Annotated in this window: 17 protein-coding genes and 2 pseudogenes; 5 read left to right on the top strand and 14 right to left on the bottom strand. The window is 52.6% G+C overall.

Annotation, left to right across the window (positions count from 1 at the left end; all coding sequences use genetic code 11):
- Positions 1-73 precede the first annotated feature (73 nt).
- The 4 genes from U5K34_RS04585 to U5K34_RS04570 all read right to left on the bottom strand — a co-directional run bounded on the left by U5K34_RS04585 (position 74) and on the right by U5K34_RS04570 (position 4,775).
- Entirely contained in the window at positions 74-976 is a 903-nt protein-coding gene (locus U5K34_RS04585; RefSeq protein WP_322567319.1) for a lipase family protein, read from the bottom strand.
- Positions 977-986: 10 nt separating this feature from the next.
- Positions 987-1,556 carry a hypothetical protein gene (locus U5K34_RS04580; protein WP_322567295.1) on the bottom strand — a complete coding sequence of 190 codons (570 nt, stop codon included), beginning with the start codon at positions 1,554-1,556 and terminating at the stop codon, positions 987-989.
- Between the two features lie 1,418 nt (positions 1,557-2,974).
- A complete protein-coding gene (locus U5K34_RS04575) occupies positions 2,975-3,424 on the bottom strand; it encodes a radical SAM protein (RefSeq protein WP_322567294.1) in 450 nt (149 codons plus the stop codon).
- 1,009 nt (positions 3,425-4,433) lie between these two features.
- Positions 4,434-4,775, bottom strand: coding sequence for a hypothetical protein (locus U5K34_RS04570; protein WP_416224036.1), 342 nt, complete (start codon positions 4,773-4,775; stop codon positions 4,434-4,436).
- Between the two features lie 1,496 nt (positions 4,776-6,271).
- Here U5K34_RS04570 and U5K34_RS04565 point away from each other — a divergent pair.
- On the top strand, positions 6,272-6,460 hold the full coding sequence (locus tag U5K34_RS04565) for a hypothetical protein (protein WP_322567292.1): 189 nt from the start codon (positions 6,272-6,274) through the stop codon (positions 6,458-6,460).
- 400 nt (positions 6,461-6,860) lie between these two features.
- Here U5K34_RS04565 and U5K34_RS04560 read toward each other — a convergent pair whose 3' ends face one another.
- The 3 genes from U5K34_RS04560 to U5K34_RS04550 all read right to left on the bottom strand — a co-directional run bounded on the left by U5K34_RS04560 (position 6,861) and on the right by U5K34_RS04550 (position 8,431).
- Positions 6,861-7,625: a peroxiredoxin-like family protein gene (locus U5K34_RS04560; RefSeq protein WP_322567291.1), complete on the bottom strand. Its 765-nt coding sequence runs from the start codon at positions 7,623-7,625 to the stop codon at positions 6,861-6,863.
- Between the two features lie 76 nt (positions 7,626-7,701).
- Positions 7,702-8,184: a sulfur carrier protein DsrE2 gene (gene dsrE2 / locus U5K34_RS04555; protein WP_322563960.1), complete on the bottom strand. Its 483-nt coding sequence runs from the start codon at positions 8,182-8,184 to the stop codon at positions 7,702-7,704.
- Positions 8,185-8,200: 16 nt separating this feature from the next.
- Positions 8,201-8,431 (bottom strand): sulfurtransferase TusA family protein, encoded by a 231-nt coding sequence (locus U5K34_RS04550; RefSeq protein ID WP_322563959.1) that lies wholly within the window; start codon positions 8,429-8,431, stop codon positions 8,201-8,203.
- A 275-nt stretch (positions 8,432-8,706) separates the two neighbouring features.
- On the opposite strand from U5K34_RS04550, the gene U5K34_RS04545 reads away from it, so the two are divergent.
- Entirely contained in the window at positions 8,707-9,504 is a 798-nt protein-coding gene (locus U5K34_RS04545; RefSeq protein ID WP_322563958.1) for a transglutaminase family protein, read from the top strand.
- A 271-nt stretch (positions 9,505-9,775) separates the two neighbouring features.
- Here the strand turns inward: U5K34_RS04545 and U5K34_RS16025 are convergent, their stop codons facing one another.
- The 3 genes from U5K34_RS16025 to U5K34_RS04535 form a co-directional block, all read right to left on the bottom strand.
- The gene (locus tag U5K34_RS16025) at positions 9,776-9,943 is read right to left on the bottom strand and encodes a ClpX C4-type zinc finger protein (RefSeq protein ID WP_416224035.1); all 168 of its coding nucleotides are present in this window, start codon (positions 9,941-9,943) and stop codon (positions 9,776-9,778) included.
- A gap of 550 nt (positions 9,944-10,493) precedes the next feature.
- Positions 10,494-11,441, bottom strand: coding sequence for a lipase family protein (locus U5K34_RS04540; RefSeq protein WP_322563957.1), 948 nt, complete (start codon positions 11,439-11,441; stop codon positions 10,494-10,496).
- Between the two features lie 45 nt (positions 11,442-11,486).
- The gene (locus U5K34_RS04535; RefSeq protein ID WP_322563956.1) at positions 11,487-12,287 is read right to left on the bottom strand and encodes an AsmA family protein; all 801 of its coding nucleotides are present in this window, start codon (positions 12,285-12,287) and stop codon (positions 11,487-11,489) included.
- A 226-nt stretch (positions 12,288-12,513) separates the two neighbouring features.
- Between U5K34_RS04535 and U5K34_RS04530 the strand changes: the two are divergent.
- Positions 12,514-13,254: pseudogene (locus U5K34_RS04530) on the top strand (BCCT family transporter); the annotation flags it as partial.
- Between the two features lie 211 nt (positions 13,255-13,465).
- On the opposite strand, the pseudogene U5K34_RS04525 reads toward U5K34_RS04530, so the two are convergent.
- Positions 13,466-13,939 (bottom strand): annotated as a pseudogene (locus U5K34_RS04525) (OmpP1/FadL family transporter); the annotation flags it as partial.
- 575 nt (positions 13,940-14,514) lie between these two features.
- Between U5K34_RS04525 and U5K34_RS04520 the strand changes: the two are divergent.
- Together U5K34_RS04520 and U5K34_RS04515 are read left to right on the top strand one after the other, a co-directional pair.
- Positions 14,515-14,763 carry a hypothetical protein gene (locus U5K34_RS04520; protein ID WP_322563954.1) on the top strand — a complete coding sequence of 83 codons (249 nt, stop codon included), beginning with the start codon at positions 14,515-14,517 and terminating at the stop codon, positions 14,761-14,763.
- Between the two features lie 20 nt (positions 14,764-14,783).
- Complete coding sequence (locus tag U5K34_RS04515; protein ID WP_322563953.1) at positions 14,784-15,191, top strand: hypothetical protein; 408 nt, start codon at positions 14,784-14,786, stop codon at positions 15,189-15,191.
- 132 nt (positions 15,192-15,323) lie between these two features.
- Here the strand turns inward: U5K34_RS04515 and U5K34_RS04510 are convergent, their stop codons facing one another.
- The 3 genes from U5K34_RS04510 to U5K34_RS04500 all read right to left on the bottom strand — a co-directional run bounded on the left by U5K34_RS04510 (position 15,324) and on the right by U5K34_RS04500 (position 17,411).
- On the bottom strand, positions 15,324-15,656 hold the full coding sequence (locus U5K34_RS04510) for a TusE/DsrC/DsvC family sulfur relay protein (RefSeq protein WP_322563952.1): 333 nt from the start codon (positions 15,654-15,656) through the stop codon (positions 15,324-15,326).
- Between the two features lie 175 nt (positions 15,657-15,831).
- Positions 15,832-16,407, bottom strand: a complete 576-nt coding sequence (locus U5K34_RS04505) for a chalcone isomerase family protein (protein WP_322563951.1) — start codon at positions 16,405-16,407, stop codon at positions 15,832-15,834.
- A gap of 455 nt (positions 16,408-16,862) precedes the next feature.
- The gene (locus tag U5K34_RS04500) at positions 16,863-17,411 is read right to left on the bottom strand and encodes a hypothetical protein (protein ID WP_322563950.1); all 549 of its coding nucleotides are present in this window, start codon (positions 17,409-17,411) and stop codon (positions 16,863-16,865) included.
- Positions 17,412-17,414 lie beyond the last annotated feature (3 nt).

The following is a 17,414-nucleotide window of genomic DNA, read 5'->3' as shown; positions in this document are numbered from 1 at the left end:
CACCAGGCTGAAATTTATGTTTTCCGAATTGGCAGTTCAGAGAAATATAAACTCGTATTACCCCGGGTTCTCCTCATTGGTGAATTTGCGTCTCGGTCCCACCGCCAAACAGGTTGAACAGATTCAGATCGATCTCGAAAGGAACCAGATTGGCCGCGTGAATCTTGCTATCCAGTAAAGACACATAGCGCGCCATTTGATGGTTCTGCAGATTGCTTTCTGTGATCGGTTGCTGGGTAAAGTTGGCAACACGTAACATGCTGGCTACCCCTTCCAATATCGCGTAGCGAGTATCGGCAAGAAGAATAACTTCTTTTCCGAGATGCCAATATATATCCAGATCATTAATATCCATAGGGTCAATCGGCGGGACAAGTGGTACGAGGTCGTCGGGCGTGACCAGGCGGTAAACATTCAGATGTTCAAACTTTGCAGCACCGGCAATATTGGTCACCTTCGGTTGTCCAAACGTGACAACTTTTTCTATCTTGAATTGGTCCAGGTCCAGATACATAGCCAATACCAGGGAAACCGCACCACCCAGACTGTGGCCAGCGCCACTAATTGTATAATCCGGCTTTAAAAACGATTTGACTTCCCTGTATATTCTCTCTGCAGCCGTCGAAAACCCCCGATGCAGACGGACCCCGGCATGCGGATCGGTAACAAGTTTGGCATCCATATCCAGAAGGGTATTTTCAATATTGAACGTTCCTCTTACGGCAATAATCTGGCTTTTGGTTTTATCATTCGTCAATAAATAGTAGCTTACTGCCAATCCCGGGACATCGTTGTAATGGGTAAGCGAATACTGGTGTGATTGGCTGATCTCATCGACCCGGGATCTGGGCAGGTAGGCAGCCTCAGAAAAAATCGCATAATTTTTCAGTTGCGAAAAGTCGATCGGATCTTTTTCTGTGCCAGAAGCGCTGACACTTATGCCAAATACGCCAAACATCACCAGTGCCCGGAACACTGTTGTCAAATTAAACCGACAAAATCGAGGCATCTATTTCGGTTCCAAAAAAAAATAATTTAACCCGCAATACCTCATATTTTACCTGAGCATATCCTTGAGCCTGTCTTCCGCCTTCTTTTTCTCCCTCGTCGACCTTGCTATCAGCCTCGTCTTTCAGTCTGCTCTTTTCAGCTTCCACCTTCGCCTTGGCGTCGGACTCGAGCTTATCAATCTCGGCATCTATGCCCTGCTTTTTGATCTCGGCCAGCGCGGCATCCGTCAAACGTTGCAGGATTTCCCTGGCCAGTTCCGCCGCTGTGGCACCCTGACTCCCGCCGAGGTTTATCATGTTTATATTGGGGAGTTTAAGCGTATAATCCTTGTTGAGCGGTGTGACCTTCGCATCGATGACACCCTGCTCAAAGGTGATACGTTTGATGATCAATCTTGGCCCGGCACTGGTTGTATCTGCGGAGTCATCCTTTGACGCGCCTGGGCGAATCCCGAGATTTTTCTTCAACTCATTCAGATTGGCTTTTCTATCGGCATTGATTTCGAAGAAAACTTGCGGATCACGTACAGCGATGTGATTAATCACATAGGGCTCGCTTTTTACTGAACTTGGATCAATCCCCAGTCCGGTCTAACCGAATGATATAGCATACCTCTCGTCAAATCCTTCGGGATTGGCCACTGTCAGGTCATAAATTGCCCCATCCCCTTCGGTAAGTTTGATGCGCACGTCATCCACACGCACAGCGGTCTGCGTGGCCTGGGAACCGTATTTTCAATTGCGGCTTTTACGATCGCATCCAGATTGCTGTACACGTAGAAAACAATAACCACGATGCCAACTATCACCAGTCCGACAAGACCAAGTATGACTTTCTTCATATGTGTAAACCCCGGAAAATATAATCGATTTATGACAAGACTGCGCCATCTGAATATAGTCCACACCCCGGCCCCTTCAACCTGTCCTGCAGGGTGCAGGGGTAGCATGCTGGTTATAAACGAGATCTTCTGCATACGCTAACGCGAGATTGGATAACTCAAAAAATGATGCCAGACACTGAACTGGCAGCTTGATATTTCTGCTTCCTGGCTATTCCGCTTTTATCCAGTACTTTTCTGCAGCAACGAAAGTTACTGTATAACAAGCCCTGTTACGTCTGGTGTCCCCTTCATACTCCCGGAATGTATTTCGATTCGCGATCATAACAAGGCAGACAAAATACAACCCCGGGGTTTTCTGATCTCATCAGGCTACTTGATATTCAGCAAACTGTCGGGTCATATGTAAACGCACTGCCGGCTCTTCTGTCAGGGCATGAAAAATGATGATGGGGGCCGGTAGCTGCGTTGATCTTCTGCGCTGAGATCGGGCGTATTTCGTCGTAGAATTCCAGCAGGCGCCGATCGAAGCGATTCAGAGCCTGACATAACGGGTCTTTACGCTGACGAGCCATAATCGTGTTCCATACCGTCCTGGTGATGGTCTCCGAAGACATATGTGGACTGCGTTAAACGATGTCACCCAGCCATTAAACCACAACATCATATCGATATCGAAACTTTCTCCGGCCGGCGGTCCCTGGGCGATAACCTGCTGCAGCAGATCCTTTTCCTTAACGGTCTCCACTCTTCCAGCAAGGCGGCCCGACCATAACCATCGATCGCGTGGAGCTGGTCAGAAGAATAGGACTGTCGGGGTGTTTGGCCAACGTGAAGGTCGCGTACTTTCAGCACCGGTACCAGTTGGTCCGGCGCCTTGGGATTGTGCTTTCTACGCGGCGAGGCCTGTACAATCCACCACCTGCACCTGATGGCCACGTTTCCCCAGCTCGGCAGCCAGGCGGGCAAACACCCCCTTGTTCCAGAACGTCCCTGGAGAAATTCAGACTGGTCTGTTTATGCAGCAATGCGAGTTGAATCTGCTGTGCATAGCGTGGATAACGTTCGACAATATTGGCAATCTTCGCCACGGGAATCCGCTCGGCGAGCAGGCCGTGCTTGTCAACGTAGACCTCCTGGTGAAATTCGTCGAAACTGATCTGTAACAAGACCCTGGCCGTTGCCCATTTTTTCGGCTGGCTTTCGATGGCCTTCGCCATCTTGCCCAACACCTCGTTCGCCACCCGTGGTATCGGCAAAATCCCCATTGAGTAGCAGGGCGAAATTCTTGACATGACGCATTACGCTAATCGCGTCATAGAAATAATCCAGCTGTTTGGTCAGGTCTCCGCCGGTGAACAACACGCTATCGGTGTATTTGTCCACCAGATGATAGACGGCGTCCGGGTCTTCGTTTTTGCCGCGTGGCGGGCGCCAGGTAAACATGCAGTGACGACAGGTTTGCGGGCAGCCCATGGCGGGAACCAGACCCATTTTGCTGTAACGCGGCATTACCCTTTGCAGTAGCGTCATCGGCGCAACTGGACATCCACCAGCGCGCAGGCGTTTCACGGTCTTCGGCGCCGAGCATACCGCCAGCAGCGTTGCGCGTCCTCCCTCGCTACTGTTTCCGCAACTGCGCCACGTACGTCTGGCGTAAATAGTCCCGAGTTCACGCCATATCTCTGAGCGAGTAGCTCACCAGCTGTTCGGCATCACCACCGCGCTACGTTCAGGTAGTTGCTGAAATCATAGCCCTGTTTCTGTCCCTCCGTCCGATCTCTCTTGCCAGTGGCCGGACATATCCGCGGACAAACGCCTCCGCGGTATTCGCACAGCAAGAGATCCATCAGATAAACCAAACCGGGGCCCCCGGAAGATTTCCAGCACCCGGGCACGCACAAGTTGACGTGCACATCGCGTCGCAGCCAGTGATAGGCATACAGATAGGCTCAGGGAAACTCGTATTCCGTGGCCTGCGGGCTGTGCCGGATCAAAGCGCAACATACCGCCACCGGTGAAGCCGGTTTATCTCGTCCCTCTGAACCGCTGGCGCAGGCTGGCAAGCAGAGACGGGCAACAGGGATATCCCTGATTCGCCCGTGACTCGCCGCCTTGCCACCGGACACAACGGCGACCCCTGGATTCCATTTTTCTCTTATGGCCCTGCTTGTTGCTGACATAGCGCTCTACACAGTAAAAAAGTAACAGGCCGATAACAGGTCATCTTCCCAGCCCTGTTTACCAGCTGCCGTATTGTTAAATAATGCTGTTAATACCGCCCGTTCCAGGCATTCAGTACCGACGGACAGGATAGCATGCCGCGCTGAATAAGTGCTATCTCAACCCGGCCCGGTTTCAAATTTGCGGGTAGTGCATGTGTCTGTGTCAACGCTCTGCCAGGGCTGATTGGGTCACGCACGCCGAATCTCTACTATACAAGCTTGTCCCAGCGCGTTAGATCTGTAAAATCCCGGTCGGCGACTTCGGCAAACGACGCACCCCCTCTCTGCCTATCCAGATATCCACGCTTGAGGGTAGCAGGCCACGTAATTCTGAAACAGGTGCTGGGCGGATATGTTTATAGGAATAAGACCCGCTGAAAGTAAGCCCTACTGCCACCGCGGAAAATTGCCACTGCCTGAACCAGTTGATCCATCGGCAGTTCAGCCCCCAGGTAAATGGCCCTTGTCCCCCTGGAAACCAGCAGAGCATAGACCATAAACAACCCCAGTATATGTTGCTCCCCCGGCAACTGTCGCAGCAACACCGCCGAGGAGGCCACGGGCTCCGGCAGGCGCGCCAGCCCGGTACTGACGAACAACATCAGCTGCTCGGTCACAAAATGCTCCTCGTAAATCTGCAAGCGGCCGCTTGCCCAGAGCTCGCCCACCGTACGTACCAGAGGCGCGACGGTGTTCAGGATAAACGTCTACATACCCTGTGACCGGTAGCCTTCACGCAGTAATTTGTCCAATTGCGCACCATCGGAAGCATACACCACTGTAGTAGGTAAACCCGCCGTGGGCTTCTGTCTGAAAATGCTCTGCGTTTAGCCTGAAGCCCAGGATCTTAATTCAGACTCTTCAACTTCATTATTATCTCCTTCCGCATTTTCCCTGGCGAGTAGCCAAATCGCCGGGTAGCCGTGAATACCTGGTCGGTAAATTTCTTCAAATATACCTGAAAATGATCGTGAAATTCTTATCGCGAATCAGGCTATTACCCATCAAAGAACCATTGCAGACTGATCTGATCCTGCACGACGGACTTGACCGGCGAGGGAAATGTCATGACAGACGACTTCTCCCCGCTTATGGCGTAAGCTCTCCTGACCGCTCACCAGCGGCTTTGACTTCTCACTCTGCCGCCTCCAGGCGATCCTTCAGGATATCCAGCAGCAGCGGATGCTCGCTACCGAGCGGCGTGATTGTAAAGTTCAGTTGTGGATAATCCTTTCACCACCTTGTTGCAAATTTCCGCCACATCACCGTGAGGACCGGCGCGGCGGTCGGAAAAAGAACAACATGGCAACGCATGACGCTTGCAAAGTAACGCCCTGTTCGGCCTGTTGCCGCAACCAGGTCGCCAGCAGATCACCATTGAAGTCGTACTCCTCGGCCCTCGCGACGTTCCATATCACCGGCCTGGTCCAGATTCAGCGCGTGCACGTCGACGAGAGTTCTGGCGATGCTTTTGCGAACCTCCGTGATCGGCGGGCTGGGGAGCCATGTCGACCAGTCGATTGGCTTCTTGCGCTCATCGTTCCGCGCGCCTGGATATGTTCAAGGACAATTTTCGCTATGCATCCTTCAGGCAAGGGGTAAGTCACCGGGGCCAGATGCACCGTCAGGTCGGGGTGTTCCGGTTTGAATTTTTGCGACCTCATCGGAATAAAGGACGTAAGCGCCTTGCTAAGGCCAAAAAATAGCGGCACAACGACAAACTGTGTTCACCCCGGGCCAGCTGTGACTTGAGAAACTCAGGGAATACCTGCGCCGGCGTACCATCCAACTCTTGCGCAGGAATGGCATCAGCATGTTGCAACGAGACCGGATGAATGGTTTTGCCTATGTGAACTGACTGAGTCTAACAGCCAGCCGGCGCAAATACAAAGTGGCATCGGGCTGCCTGGAACCATTATCAACGAGCAGGTAAACCGGCATGACAATCCAGGAAACGCTAATCAACACAGCTACCATGTTACCAGCTTTGGCATCAGAGACAAAAAATCTTTTAAGTACGAAATCAACCGCTCCCAAATTGTCTGGCGTACTGTCCATTACCCTTGCTCTGGTCCCTGGTTTTTCCCTCGTGACCGATACAATAATAACGCTGCGATTTCTCCTTTAAAAAAACAAAAAAGAAAATCGTAACCTGCTTTTATCATTGTCCATCTACTGGAGATACTCCCGGGATATGACACTCGAATCGGCGATCGCCACCTATGGTTATCAGGCAGTCATGTTCGGGTTCATCGAAGGGGAAGCGATTGTGTTCTATGCCGGCTTCCTGGCTCACCAAGGATCACTGAACTTGTACTGGGTCATGGCCGCCTCGATCGTGTTCAACTCCTTCACCGACCAGTTCTTCTTCGATTGCTGCTGAAAGGTCGAGCCGTGTTGAGAAATCGCCCCGGCTAACGACGCATGGCACGCGTCCAGGGGCTGCTGGAAGGCATGACACGCTGATCACTCCGCTATCGCGGCTGCCGGGGTCGGCGAGCCAACTCCTTTGCCCTGGGCATGACCGGCATCAGTCACCTGCGTCTCACCCTCTGTATCTGATCCCGGCTGGCGGGTCTGGGTATTGGCATCTCCTGGGCCGGCTTCGCCCTGGGAAAGGGTGCCGAAAGTTGCTCGACAATCTGGACGACTACCAACTATGGCTGGCCGGCGCGGCAGTGCTGATCGGCCTGTTGGTCGCTTCGGGGCTATTTGCCCGACATTGAATGCAGTCATAATTAAACCTTGATTAACCGCCGCATCAGGCGATGGCTTACCGAAGTTTAATTATCACCTCGCTTAGGAGATCCTGTAATGGCCTCGACAATCGCCGCCGGTTCCATGCGTTCCTTGTAATTCACATCGGCGGTTCCCGCCCGGATCACCCCATCACGGTCGATAATATAGGTGGCCGGCACCGGCAGAACATAACGGCCCTCACCGTTATAATCGGCCAGATCGAGCCCGAAGTTACGCCGGTACACATCGGCCAATTCCATTGGCACTTCAAAATAGAGGTTGTAGGCTTTCATCACCGCACTATCCAGATCGCTCAGGATCTCGAACGGATAATCGTCTTCTTTCACCTGCTCCAGCGACTTGTCCGGCTTCTGCGGTGTCACCGTGATCAGCTGTGCACCCTCGCGTTCGATCGCCGACAGGCTTTCCCGCAGGGTATGTAACTGGAGATTACAGTAAGGGCACCACGCGCCACGATAAAAGACGAGCACGACCGGTCCCTTTTCAAGCTGATCGTACAGGCTGACCGGGTTACCAAAAGCATTTGGCAGAATAAAGTCCGGTGCTTTCTCGCCCACTTCGAGTCCCGGATCCGGCATGTTGGTGGCGAGATCCTCTCCGGCCTGTTGCATGATTTGCTGATCTTCGTGACTCAGCTTCGGTCCCTTCGATTTCTTCCGGCGTTCGGCCTCAAATTGCTCCCGCGCCTGCTCATAGCTGGGAACGGATTCCCCGGCTCCGGCAATTGAGTACATCACCAGGCCGATCACCATAAAAACAGGCAGTGCCAATTGATAGGCTGTGCGCATGATCTGTCCTTTTGTACTGTCGATGGATTGCCTGCTCCTGATTGGTGAGCAGTATGTTTACTTCACTGGTTCTGTGTCAGGTAAACAAACAGATATCCGACTCGCCGGCGAATTCAAAGAACATTGCCGCGCCGCCATATTCAATACCGTCGATGAAACTTGTCTGTTCCATATCAAAAAGATCCACCGTCATCTGACAGGCGATCATTTTCACATCCGCCTCCTGGCAAAGACTGCGAAGATCCTCGACACTTGCCACGCCCTTGCTCTTGAGTTTCTTTTTCATCATCGAGGTCATTATGGACTGCATGCCGGGAATGGCCGTCCCAAGCACCGGAAACCACTTGTCCATGCCCAGGGGCATCGGCATACCGGGGTTACCCAGTGGCGAGACCTTCAGGTCCAGATCCCGGCGCAACAGTTGCAGGCCATAGAAGGTAAAGAATATCTGCACCTGATAGCCCAGTGCCGCGGCAGTGGAGGCCAGAATAAACGGCGGGTACGCCCAATCCAGCGTGCCCTTGGTGGCGATGATGGCCAGTTTCTTTGCATCACTCATAATCGATCTCCCGCCCTCAGGCTTTTTGAATCACAAAATAAAACGTCCCGCTTTCCTCGCGAGACTCCTGCAGTTCATGTCCGGTCTGTCTGGCAAACGCTTCAAAGTCCTTGACCGCACCCGGATCAGTCGCTTCAATGTGCAGCACCTGTCCGGATGCCATTTGCGCAATCGACTTTTTGGCGCGCAGAACCAGCAGCGGGCAAGTGAGCCCTTTGGCATCCAGTTCCTGATCATAGGCGGCCATAACTCCTCCTTTCATGGGCCAGGATTCAGAACGCACGTAATTCATGAACGACTGCTCAATAACTAATTTCACTGTAGCTGTTATTGAGTGATCATTCAAGTACACGACGGATTTTGTCCCGGCAGGTTAAACGCTGCCCCGGGCCAGATTAGCCCCCTGCTGAAGAAAGCCAGGCAAAACGGGAAGTTAGCGAGTGCTATCACTTCAATACTGTCCCTGTTACGCTGCTCAATAGCGGGTGATTCTGGCCCGCCCAACCCGATCGAGGCGCCCGCATGTGGATGCGAACAACCTGCAATCTTGAGTTCCAACTGGCCTATCCCACGCCGTTGATTCTCATGCTGCGTGCCCGCAGCGGGCTGCGGCAGTGGATCGCCCGGGAAAGTTATATCTTTGCCCCCAACGTACCGGTGCAGGAGTACACGGACATCTTCGGCAACCTCTGCCAGCGCCTGATTGCGCCGGCCGGGGAGTTTTATGTTCGCACCTCCGCGGATGTCATCACCCGAGACAGCCTCGAAGAAGCACCGGGCGGCGGCTTTGTCGATATCCCGGATCTGCCCGACAACGTGCTCATGTACTTGCTGCCCAGCCGTTACTGCGAGTCGGACAAGTTCGGCAACATGGCACGGGAGATCGTCGACGGCCTGCCGCTGGGCTACGACCAGGTAGCGCAAATCATCCGCTGGCTGCGCGAGTCGATTCGCTATGCGCCGGGCACCAGCGCCTATCCCCTCTCGGCGGTCGAGGTCAATCTGCAGGGCGAAGGTGTCTGCCGGGATCTCTCTCATCTGGGCATCAGCCTGTGCCGGGCGCTCAGTATTCCGGCACGGCTGGTGGTCGGCTATTTGCACGCGCTGGAGCCGATGGACATGCACGCCTGGTTCGAGGCCTATGTGGACAACCACTGGTACACCTTCGATCCCACCGAGAGCACCCTGCGCGGCGGTCGACTGGCTGTCGCCTACGGCCGCGATGCGGCCGATGTGGCAATCTACACCCAGTTCGGCCCACCGGCCACCTTCAGCGATATGCAGGTCAGTGTCGAGCTGCTTGATGCCCCACCCGGCTAATGCCAGCAACCCCGTAGCGCCGACTGTCGGCGGCCACCGGGGACATGCCAGTCGTGAATCACCGACAACACGAGGGCCGATCTCTCCTGCCCCTGTCTCCCTGGCTGTTATGTAGCGGGGCACCGGGCGTATTCAGCTTCATTTCAGTTCACTCTGGCAGGCTGAATACAATTCATTGAGGAAGTCGCCATGCTTTATACCATTGAAGTGCGACACAGCGCCTGATGGATACATCAAATAGCGTAAAAATCACCGTTTTTCAGTCACGACCTTAACTTACAGCACGCCGGGAGGATGTGTTCTGCCTGGCATAAGGTCTGATAACATAACATTCATGGTAGTAATCGATACATCCATAACAAATATAAGAACCATCGCCAGAAATCAGCTTTTCATAACTGGAAAATATTTTCCCACAAAACGCACAACGGGGGTCCATGGCGTACTCCCCCTGGCATCTTGCGGCCTCCTGCGGCGTCAACCATTTAACCGACACTGAGGGATACTCAACATCGGCATGACGCGCGGCCTCATCAAGACTGCCAAAGTGTCTGGCATGCAAGGTTTTCCAACTATCATCACAATAATACAACGCGAACCCAGCCCCCTCGTTTTTTTTGCATATCGCCAGCTGCGTAATACCATCGGGACGCTGCGTAGCCTGATTGCATATTCCTATCGAGGACTGTTCAGGAGCGTTATCCAACACAGAAAAAAGTTTGACTGCGGCACAATTCAAAATTCGCGGTATATGCCTCATGAGAACCTCCTTGAGCGGACTCTGTGGAGAAAGGATTCAAAGTATAGACCGCCAGGAGAGACACAGAAAAATAAAAACAAACAAATAAAGCATCATCTTTCCTGTTAACAACCCAAACCGGCCGGCTCAGCCTGTTCTCATAACTGGCCACGCGTCGGGTAATTCAGAATAATAAGCAATACTTATATTAGTAATACTTATCAAAGCAATAAAAACATTATAATTATTATTATTCCATCGCATGCCCATCTTGGGGCGCATCATCAAACAGGTTGAACAGGTTGAACAGGTTTAAATCGAGCTTGAAAGACTCACGCCTTGCAACAGGCAACTTGGACTCCACTAAGGATAAGTAGTACCCCATCTGGTGGTTTTGCAGATTACTTTCGGAGGGCAGCTGTTTGGTGAAACCAAAAACACGCAACATACTGTCAGTACTATCTAAAATCGCATAGCGATTGTCAGGAAGCAGGATTACTTCCATGCCAATATGCCAGTATATATCCAGATCGTTGATATCCACGGGATCCAGAGGTGGTACCAATGGCACCAGGTCGTTGGGGGCGACCACGCGGAGAATGTTCAGATGGCCGAACCTTGCAGCTCCTGCAATATTGGTCACCTTCGGCTGTCCAAAGGTGACAACCTGCGTCACATCAAACTGGTCAAGATCCAGATACATGGCAAGAATCAAGGCCACAGCGCCTCCCAGGCTGTGGCCGGTGACGCTGACTGTGTAATCGGGCTTTAGTTGTGGCTTGATTTTTCGATATATTTTTTCCGCAGCCAGGGAAAATCCCCGATGCAGGCGGATGCCTGCATGTGCATCAGTCACCAGTTTGACGTCCATATTGAGTAAAGTATTTTCAATATTGGACGTCCCTCTGACTACAACTACCTGAGATTTATCCTTGTCACTTCTGAGCAAATAGTAGGTAACAGAGAGTTCAGGAATATAGCCATGATAGATGAGGTAATGCTGCTTTGACTGACCAACCTCGTCAACTCGGGATTTTCCCTGGTAGGAGGCTTCCGAGAAGTCAGCATAATTTTTTATCTGTACGAAATCGACCGCAGCCCTCTCTGTACCTGATGCGCTGGAAATCGTGCTCATAACGCCAGAAATCACCAGGGCGAGTGTTATCCGTGTCAGTTTGATCAGGCGGATAAAGAACATTTTCGATTTATTGGCTCGCGTGCATTGTCATGAATCTCCTTCAAACTAATTTAATAATCGCCTGAGCTTGTCTTCCGCCTTTTTCTTCTCTTCGTCGATCTTGCTATCCGCCTCGTCTTTAAGCCTGGCTTTCTCTTCTTCTACTTTTTCCCTGGCCTCGGATTTGAGTTTATCCAGCTCGGCATCGATCCCTTTTTTCCTGATTTCATCTATTGTGACATCAATCAGCCGCTGCAAAATCTCCCGGGTCAGTTCACCTGGCGTTGCCCCCTGGCTGCCACCGAGATCGGTCATATTGATATTGGGGAGATTGAGCTCATAGTCCTTGTTGAGCGGTGTCACTTTAGCGGCGATCCCGCCTTGCTCGAACGTAATTCGTCGGATAATCAGCCGTGGCTGCTTTGCAGCGCTCTTTTCTGTTTCCGAACTCTCCTTCGCGGCAGGTTGACTCATGACGAGATTTTTCTTCAATTCATTCAGGTTGGCTTTTGTGTTTGCGTTGACTTCGAAGAAAACACGGGGACCCCGCACAGTAATATGGTTAATCACATAGGGCTCTTCACGAATTGATTTGAAATCAATTCCCATCGCCGTCTCACCCAGGGAGATAGCATGTGCCAACTCAAAACCTTCGGGATTGGCGACGGTCAGACCATAGACAGCCCCATCACCCTCGGTAAGCTTGATTTTGACTTTGTCCACCCGGATGGCAGTCTGTGTCGCCTCGGATCCGTATTTCTCAATGGTGTCTTTGACGATTGCATCAAGGTTGGTCAAAACATAAAAGACAGCAGCGGCAATCGCTATCACTACCAGAGCAAAAAGGCTGAGAATGACTTTTTTCATTTCATATAATCCAGTTCGGGTTGGCCGGCTATTCATGTTTCGATTTAGCAAAAATAGTAGATTGTCGGTACCTATTCAACGCTTTATACTGAAATCGTCTGGCAAAAATCAGATCTGCTTTATCAGAGCTGAACTGTTTTTCACCATCGGCATAATAACCCGGTATTCTATAGCAGGGCAGGTCAAACAGACGAATTCAGCCACAAACAGGCCCGCGGAGGACGCTATGTACAATGTCGCCACTCATGGCCCTTTCAAGGGCTTAAATCCACGTGCCGCTTTTCTCTCCATTCTCTGGGTGCTGATTATCACTCTGCTGGCCCTCTACCGCACAGCCGATCTCGAACATTTCGTTGCCTCCAGTCGTACTTTTCTTACCCCATTTCTGGAATGGTATTATGTAGTCGTTATGGCGTTCTTTCTTGCCATGGTGATCTGGCTGGGGATGGGGCGTTACAAAAACGTGCGCCTCGGTCACGATCAGGAAGTCCCCGAGTTCACCACCCTCTCCTGGCTCGCAATGCTGTTTGCCGCCGGCATGGGCGTCGGGCTGCTGTTCTGGGCGGTCGCCGAACCCTTGAGTCATTATAACGATAATCCATTTTTGATTGGCGATAACAATTCTGCCTCCGCGGATATGTCGATGGTTCTTACCTATTTTCACTGGGGACTGAATGCCTGGGGCGTATTTGCCCTGCTGGCGTTAATCCTCGCCTACTTCGGCTATCGTAAGGGCCAGCCGCTGGCGCTACGCTCGGCGCTGCACCCCTTATTGGGCAAGCATACTCACGGCTGGGCCGGTGACATGGTGGATCTGCTGGCAATTTTGGCCACCGTCTTCGGCATTGTCACCACTTTGGGGTTGGGGGTACAACAGTTCGGCGCCGGGCTGGAACACATTACTGGTATAGGTAACAGCACTACCAATCAACTCTTTATTACTATTGTTCTGACCCTGAGGGCAATGCCCCACTGGCGGAACAAGGCGATATGGAAAAAGATGATACTGCCGATCACCGGGTAGGTTCAGGCATCGAGGAGTCGTCGCGTTCAGGCTGATGCCTGCTGCAACTCGTGATTGGCATTATCAGGAAATCAGTAGACAGAGATGATATAAACTGGTTTTGGGCTGGTGCTCGCGCACTCAGCCCAAAACCGTCGCCAGGAATGGTTAACGCTTAAAAACGGGAACCGATATTGAACCCCATGGATTGCTCCGAGAGGCTTATCTTCGCACCGTTGTCGGAGGCGGTCAGGGTCTTCTCCGGTACGAGCATGTAGTGCCAGCCCAGATCCCAATGGTTATTGAGCGCGACGCTCATGCCGACGGTGTAATGGGTCTCGACAATGGCCGGCAGAAGAAGATTGCAACTGACCTTGTCTTCATCGAACGGCGCCTCGGCATAATTGTAACCGGCCCGCAGCGTCACGCGTTCACTGGCATCATAGGCGACACCCAGCGCGTAGATGGTCTGATCCTCCCAGCCCGGGTTCATCGGAAACTCGTACCCACCCGATCCCTTGACCGACAGCTTGTCCATGGTATCCGACCAGTTGATCCACTTGATGTCGGCAGAGACTGTCAGGTTCTGGTTTGCCCGGGACCCGACGCGGGCCAGGCCGGCCGGATTGGAGACCGCGGTCATCGCGCTGCCGGGATTGGCGGTTACGGCACCGCCGAGGCTCTTTTGATAGGCGCCGACGCCAAGGCGACATCATCGCGCCCTTGCGCGAGCACAGGGAACAATTACAGCGCAGGCCTTTATCGATCGGCTCGGCCTCGAATGAAAAGCCGACTGCGCCGCAATGGCAGCTTCCATGGTAGTGCATCTCATCACACTCCTTATAAAGGCGGACCAGGTATCAGGGAGGAATATAGTCAGTCCATGCTCTTGCGGCAAACTCACCACCCCCGGAGGACGGATAAGGGTTTATCGGTTCTGAATAATCTCGGCATCTGGCGCCACCGCTATCCTGAAATATCAGATTTTCGAGCTTCGGCCAAAACATGCCGTTGTCCTGGCATATTGTGGCATCCAGCTTAACCCTTAGCCGGGTTCTGGTGTCGGGCTGTTCAGACAAACCGTGCACCAGGTCACGTTGTGAGAAGGGATGCAATACATTGCGAATTGTGTCTAATTACAGTCTGTCAATGCCTTGTAAAGTAGCCATTAACCGCGTTCGATGGCCTCCGCAAACAGCACACGGAAATAATACTCAACATGTCATGGAAAAAAGCATCCGCCGCCAGCGCGTGGAGCTCGCGCGCGTATTGCGCAAGCCCATCGCGGATCTGAGTCGACAACTCGCACCGTTCTGGGAAAACCGTTACCGGCTGGAGTCCCTGCTCGCCAGATCGACTTTGACCTGCGCGACCTGCCTGTCACGGCAGGGCTTTTCAGACAATCTGCTGAATGACGCCAGATCAAAGGCGATCCGGCAATCAGAGGACTGGTATTTCAGCAATCCCGCGTAGAAAGTCCCCTGGACAGGAACATGGACCAGGTTATGAGCATCCTCGAAGAGCTGCTTACCCAGAACGGGAGCTTCCAGGTACAGATTCATTTCGCCAGCAGCCAGGCGATTATCTGGCTGACACTCGACCCTTATCGCTACCGCCTCCTGGATATCGATGCCCTGACCGATCCGGATATCTGCCTGATATACCCTCACGAGTCCTATCCCTCGCTTGCTCTGGTGCAGCCTGAGCAAATCGCCAAAATCCTCGATACCTTCAAGGCATTGCGCACCACTGACAACACCTTCTATCTGCGTCAGGCTTCGATCAATATTTTCAGTGGCTTGATTAGCGTTACCTTCTCATGCGACGGTACACACTACAGGCGTTATGACGAATTTCTCGAGAAAAGCATCGCCTTCTGGTTCGGAGCCTCGATCGCTTGATCATTCAGCCACAAACAGCCGCAATCCATACTGGTCAAAGCGACCGATACCGACAGTTCCTGATTGGCGCCGGACGCCCGATACAGTTCAGACCACTGGCTGTTCCCGATCCGATTTTACGACTTACACGGATTACATATCATTGAGATAAGATTTGGCCTCCTCACCAGGATTGGGCAATCCGGCAATACGCCATGCGTTGAGGCAACTTTGAAACAAATCATGTACCCAGAACTTTTCTTTACCCAGGCGATGGCAGACGCTGTTCATGGCCGGCGCCACCCCGAATTTCTTGTAGTAATCCCGCAAACTGTAGATCACCAGCCAATGGTTGTCTGTCAGCGGCGCCACCTTCAGTTGCTCCGCAATAGTGTTAGCGGCCTCTTCCGTCCACTGCGCCGGATCGACGATGAGCCCGGCTTCATCCATTTCCGGCAAATTTGTATTTTGTCTTACGGCGGTCATACGTTCCTCCTTGCGGTATTCACCGGGGAACTATGTGGGTTTCATGACTCCGACTCTTCCTTCAAGTATAGACGACAACGGCACACGTAAAACGCTGAGATAAAATCATCTTTCCCGAGGGGAATTCAGGCTGATCTTTCCTGCCCCAATGTCAGGTGAAAGGTAGCCCAGCAAACTACTCCCGTCCCAACATTGCCCTCTTCAGCCTGCCGTCCACCGGTGATTCCCCCAGCCAGATAGATAGCAAGGCGCGCTGAAAATCGGCACCACTGATTCGGGTTTTTTCCGTGTTGTTAATTCGTACCACAGTATTGCTGTCAGGCAGAAAGTCGATAATAACGACATCGCCCTCCACGATATTACCAAACGCGGCATTGAATGTGTCTATCTCGGATTGCAAACCGGTGAACTGCGCATCCGTCAGATTATCCTCAAACCCCTCTGTCCAGGCGGAGTGCATTTTCTTTTTTTCGATCTCGTCATAAAGAAAGTGCATAACAACGCGCCTGGGCGATCCATCGTCCAGAATTTTTTTGATACTGTCTGAACGCTCGGGGAGATAGAGTGCGCCGATATAAATATCAAAAATGAACTTGGCACGAACGCCCGCGCCGTTCAGGACCAGTTTCTGCTGTGAAGCTTCCTGCGTAATCTGTTCGGGGAACTTGACGCCCTTGATTTGCAGGGCAAAAACATAAGCGGGTAGCAGCAGCATGCATGCTGCCACACCCAATGTCGCGATCTTTTTCATCACACCCTCGGACTTGATCTGTAGTTCTCGCTACCTAATTATTGACCATTACCGGATAATTTCCAGGACAGGCGAAAATAAGACGCCGTGCAGGGAAAGCCGAGGAATCACCCCGGCTCTCCCCGGCCATATAAGCAGCAATACAGGGCTGTTCGCTACATATACCTGCGCGTATCTCTCAGGTGTTTTGGGACCGCGCGACAGGTTTCAACTTGAATTTTCCGTTTTTGAGCTTTATTTGCTCATATGCCGTAGCAGGGCAGTCACGTTAGCGTGAGGCTGCTTCTCTTTCGGTGGCTCGTAAGCACTCATGGTGCCACAACCGGCCAACATTTCCAGAGCAAGAATCCCCAAAAGCAGCAGAATATCCATAAGCCCGGGCCAGCCGGCCAACCTGAGCGGCGCCGACTTGAGGGGAAGCCCGGGATATCCCCGGTACCGCGCCATTCCCGGTTTTATTCAGGGCGTCGACTTTGTATGCCTATAATCACCAGCGAAAGCGCGACAAGACAGGTAATCACAATCATCCAGACGGGCATATAGAATGTCGTGTAGACCTCCCAACCCAATGCTCGCAATACGCTGGACAACGCGGTGGCGCTACCGGTCAGATGTCCCCCCAGGGTTCCGGCCACCGCCAGCAATACACCGCCCAGTGCCCCGAGCAACAGCATCAACCAGCGATTGTGGCCTTTCCAGACCGCCTCGCCTGCACGCTGACGCAACACGGCAATCAGCGCCCAGTAGGCCAGGGTCCAGGTTGCGGCGAGAATATGATTGCGGCCCATGGGTGTGTAGGTGATCGCCTCCGGCGACCAGACCAGCAAGCCGCTGGCATAGGCCAGCAGACCGAGGGCCGTCCCCAGCCACAGAATCGGGGCCAGCACCCGATCTGCCGCCAGGGCAAAGCGGCCGGCGGAGACGGTCCTCACCAGAATAATAATGGCCCCGGTCGTCCACAGGGCAAGCGGGAAATGCACCAGCATGTGATGATAGGCTTCCATCGC

The sequence above is a fragment of the Thiohalophilus sp. genome, assembly GCF_034521165.1.
Taxonomy (GTDB): Bacteria; Pseudomonadota; Gammaproteobacteria; order UBA6429; family Thiohalophilaceae; genus Thiohalophilus.
Note: the sequence above shows the minus strand (reverse complement) of the source record. Positions and strands in the feature narration are given on the sequence as shown.

What these genes read in the sequence shown, in the direction of transcription:
- U5K34_RS04505 (WP_322563951.1), bottom strand. Translation starts at nt 16,407, where the DNA reads ATGAAAAAGATCGCGACATTGGGTGTGGCAGCATGCATGCTGCTGCTA.
- U5K34_RS04560 (WP_322567291.1), bottom strand. Translation starts at nt 7,625, where the DNA reads ATGCGCACAGCCTATCAATTGGCACTGCCTGTTTTTATGGTGATCGGC.
- U5K34_RS04500 (WP_322563950.1), bottom strand. Translation starts at nt 17,411, where the DNA reads ATGGAAGCCTATCATCACATGCTGGTGCATTTCCCGCTTGCCCTGTGG.
- U5K34_RS04540 (WP_322563957.1), bottom strand. Translation starts at nt 11,441, where the DNA reads ATGTTCTTTATCCGCCTGATCAAACTGACACGGATAACACTCGCCCTG.
- dsrE2 (WP_322563960.1), bottom strand. Translation starts at nt 8,184, where the DNA reads ATGAGTGATGCAAAGAAACTGGCCATCATCGCCACCAAGGGCACGCTG.
- U5K34_RS04520 (WP_322563954.1), top strand. Translation starts at nt 14,515, where the DNA reads ATGGAAAAAAGCATCCGCCGCCAGCGCGTGGAGCTCGCGCGCGTATTG.
- U5K34_RS04535 (WP_322563956.1), bottom strand. Translation starts at nt 12,287, where the DNA reads ATGAAAAAAGTCATTCTCAGCCTTTTTGCTCTGGTAGTGATAGCGATT.
- U5K34_RS04515 (WP_322563953.1), top strand. Translation starts at nt 14,784, where the DNA reads ATGGACCAGGTTATGAGCATCCTCGAAGAGCTGCTTACCCAGAACGGG.
- U5K34_RS04510 (WP_322563952.1), bottom strand. Translation starts at nt 15,656, where the DNA reads ATGACCGCCGTAAGACAAAATACAAATTTGCCGGAAATGGATGAAGCC.
- U5K34_RS04550 (WP_322563959.1), bottom strand. Translation starts at nt 8,431, where the DNA reads ATGGCCGCCTATGATCAGGAACTGGATGCCAAAGGGCTCACTTGCCCG.
- U5K34_RS04565 (WP_322567292.1), top strand. Translation starts at nt 6,272, where the DNA reads ATGACACTCGAATCGGCGATCGCCACCTATGGTTATCAGGCAGTCATG.
- U5K34_RS04545 (WP_322563958.1), top strand. Translation starts at nt 8,707, where the DNA reads ATGTGGATGCGAACAACCTGCAATCTTGAGTTCCAACTGGCCTATCCC.
- U5K34_RS16025 (WP_416224035.1), bottom strand. Translation starts at nt 9,943, where the DNA reads ATGGACCCCCGTTGTGCGTTTTGTGGGAAAATATTTTCCAGTTATGAA.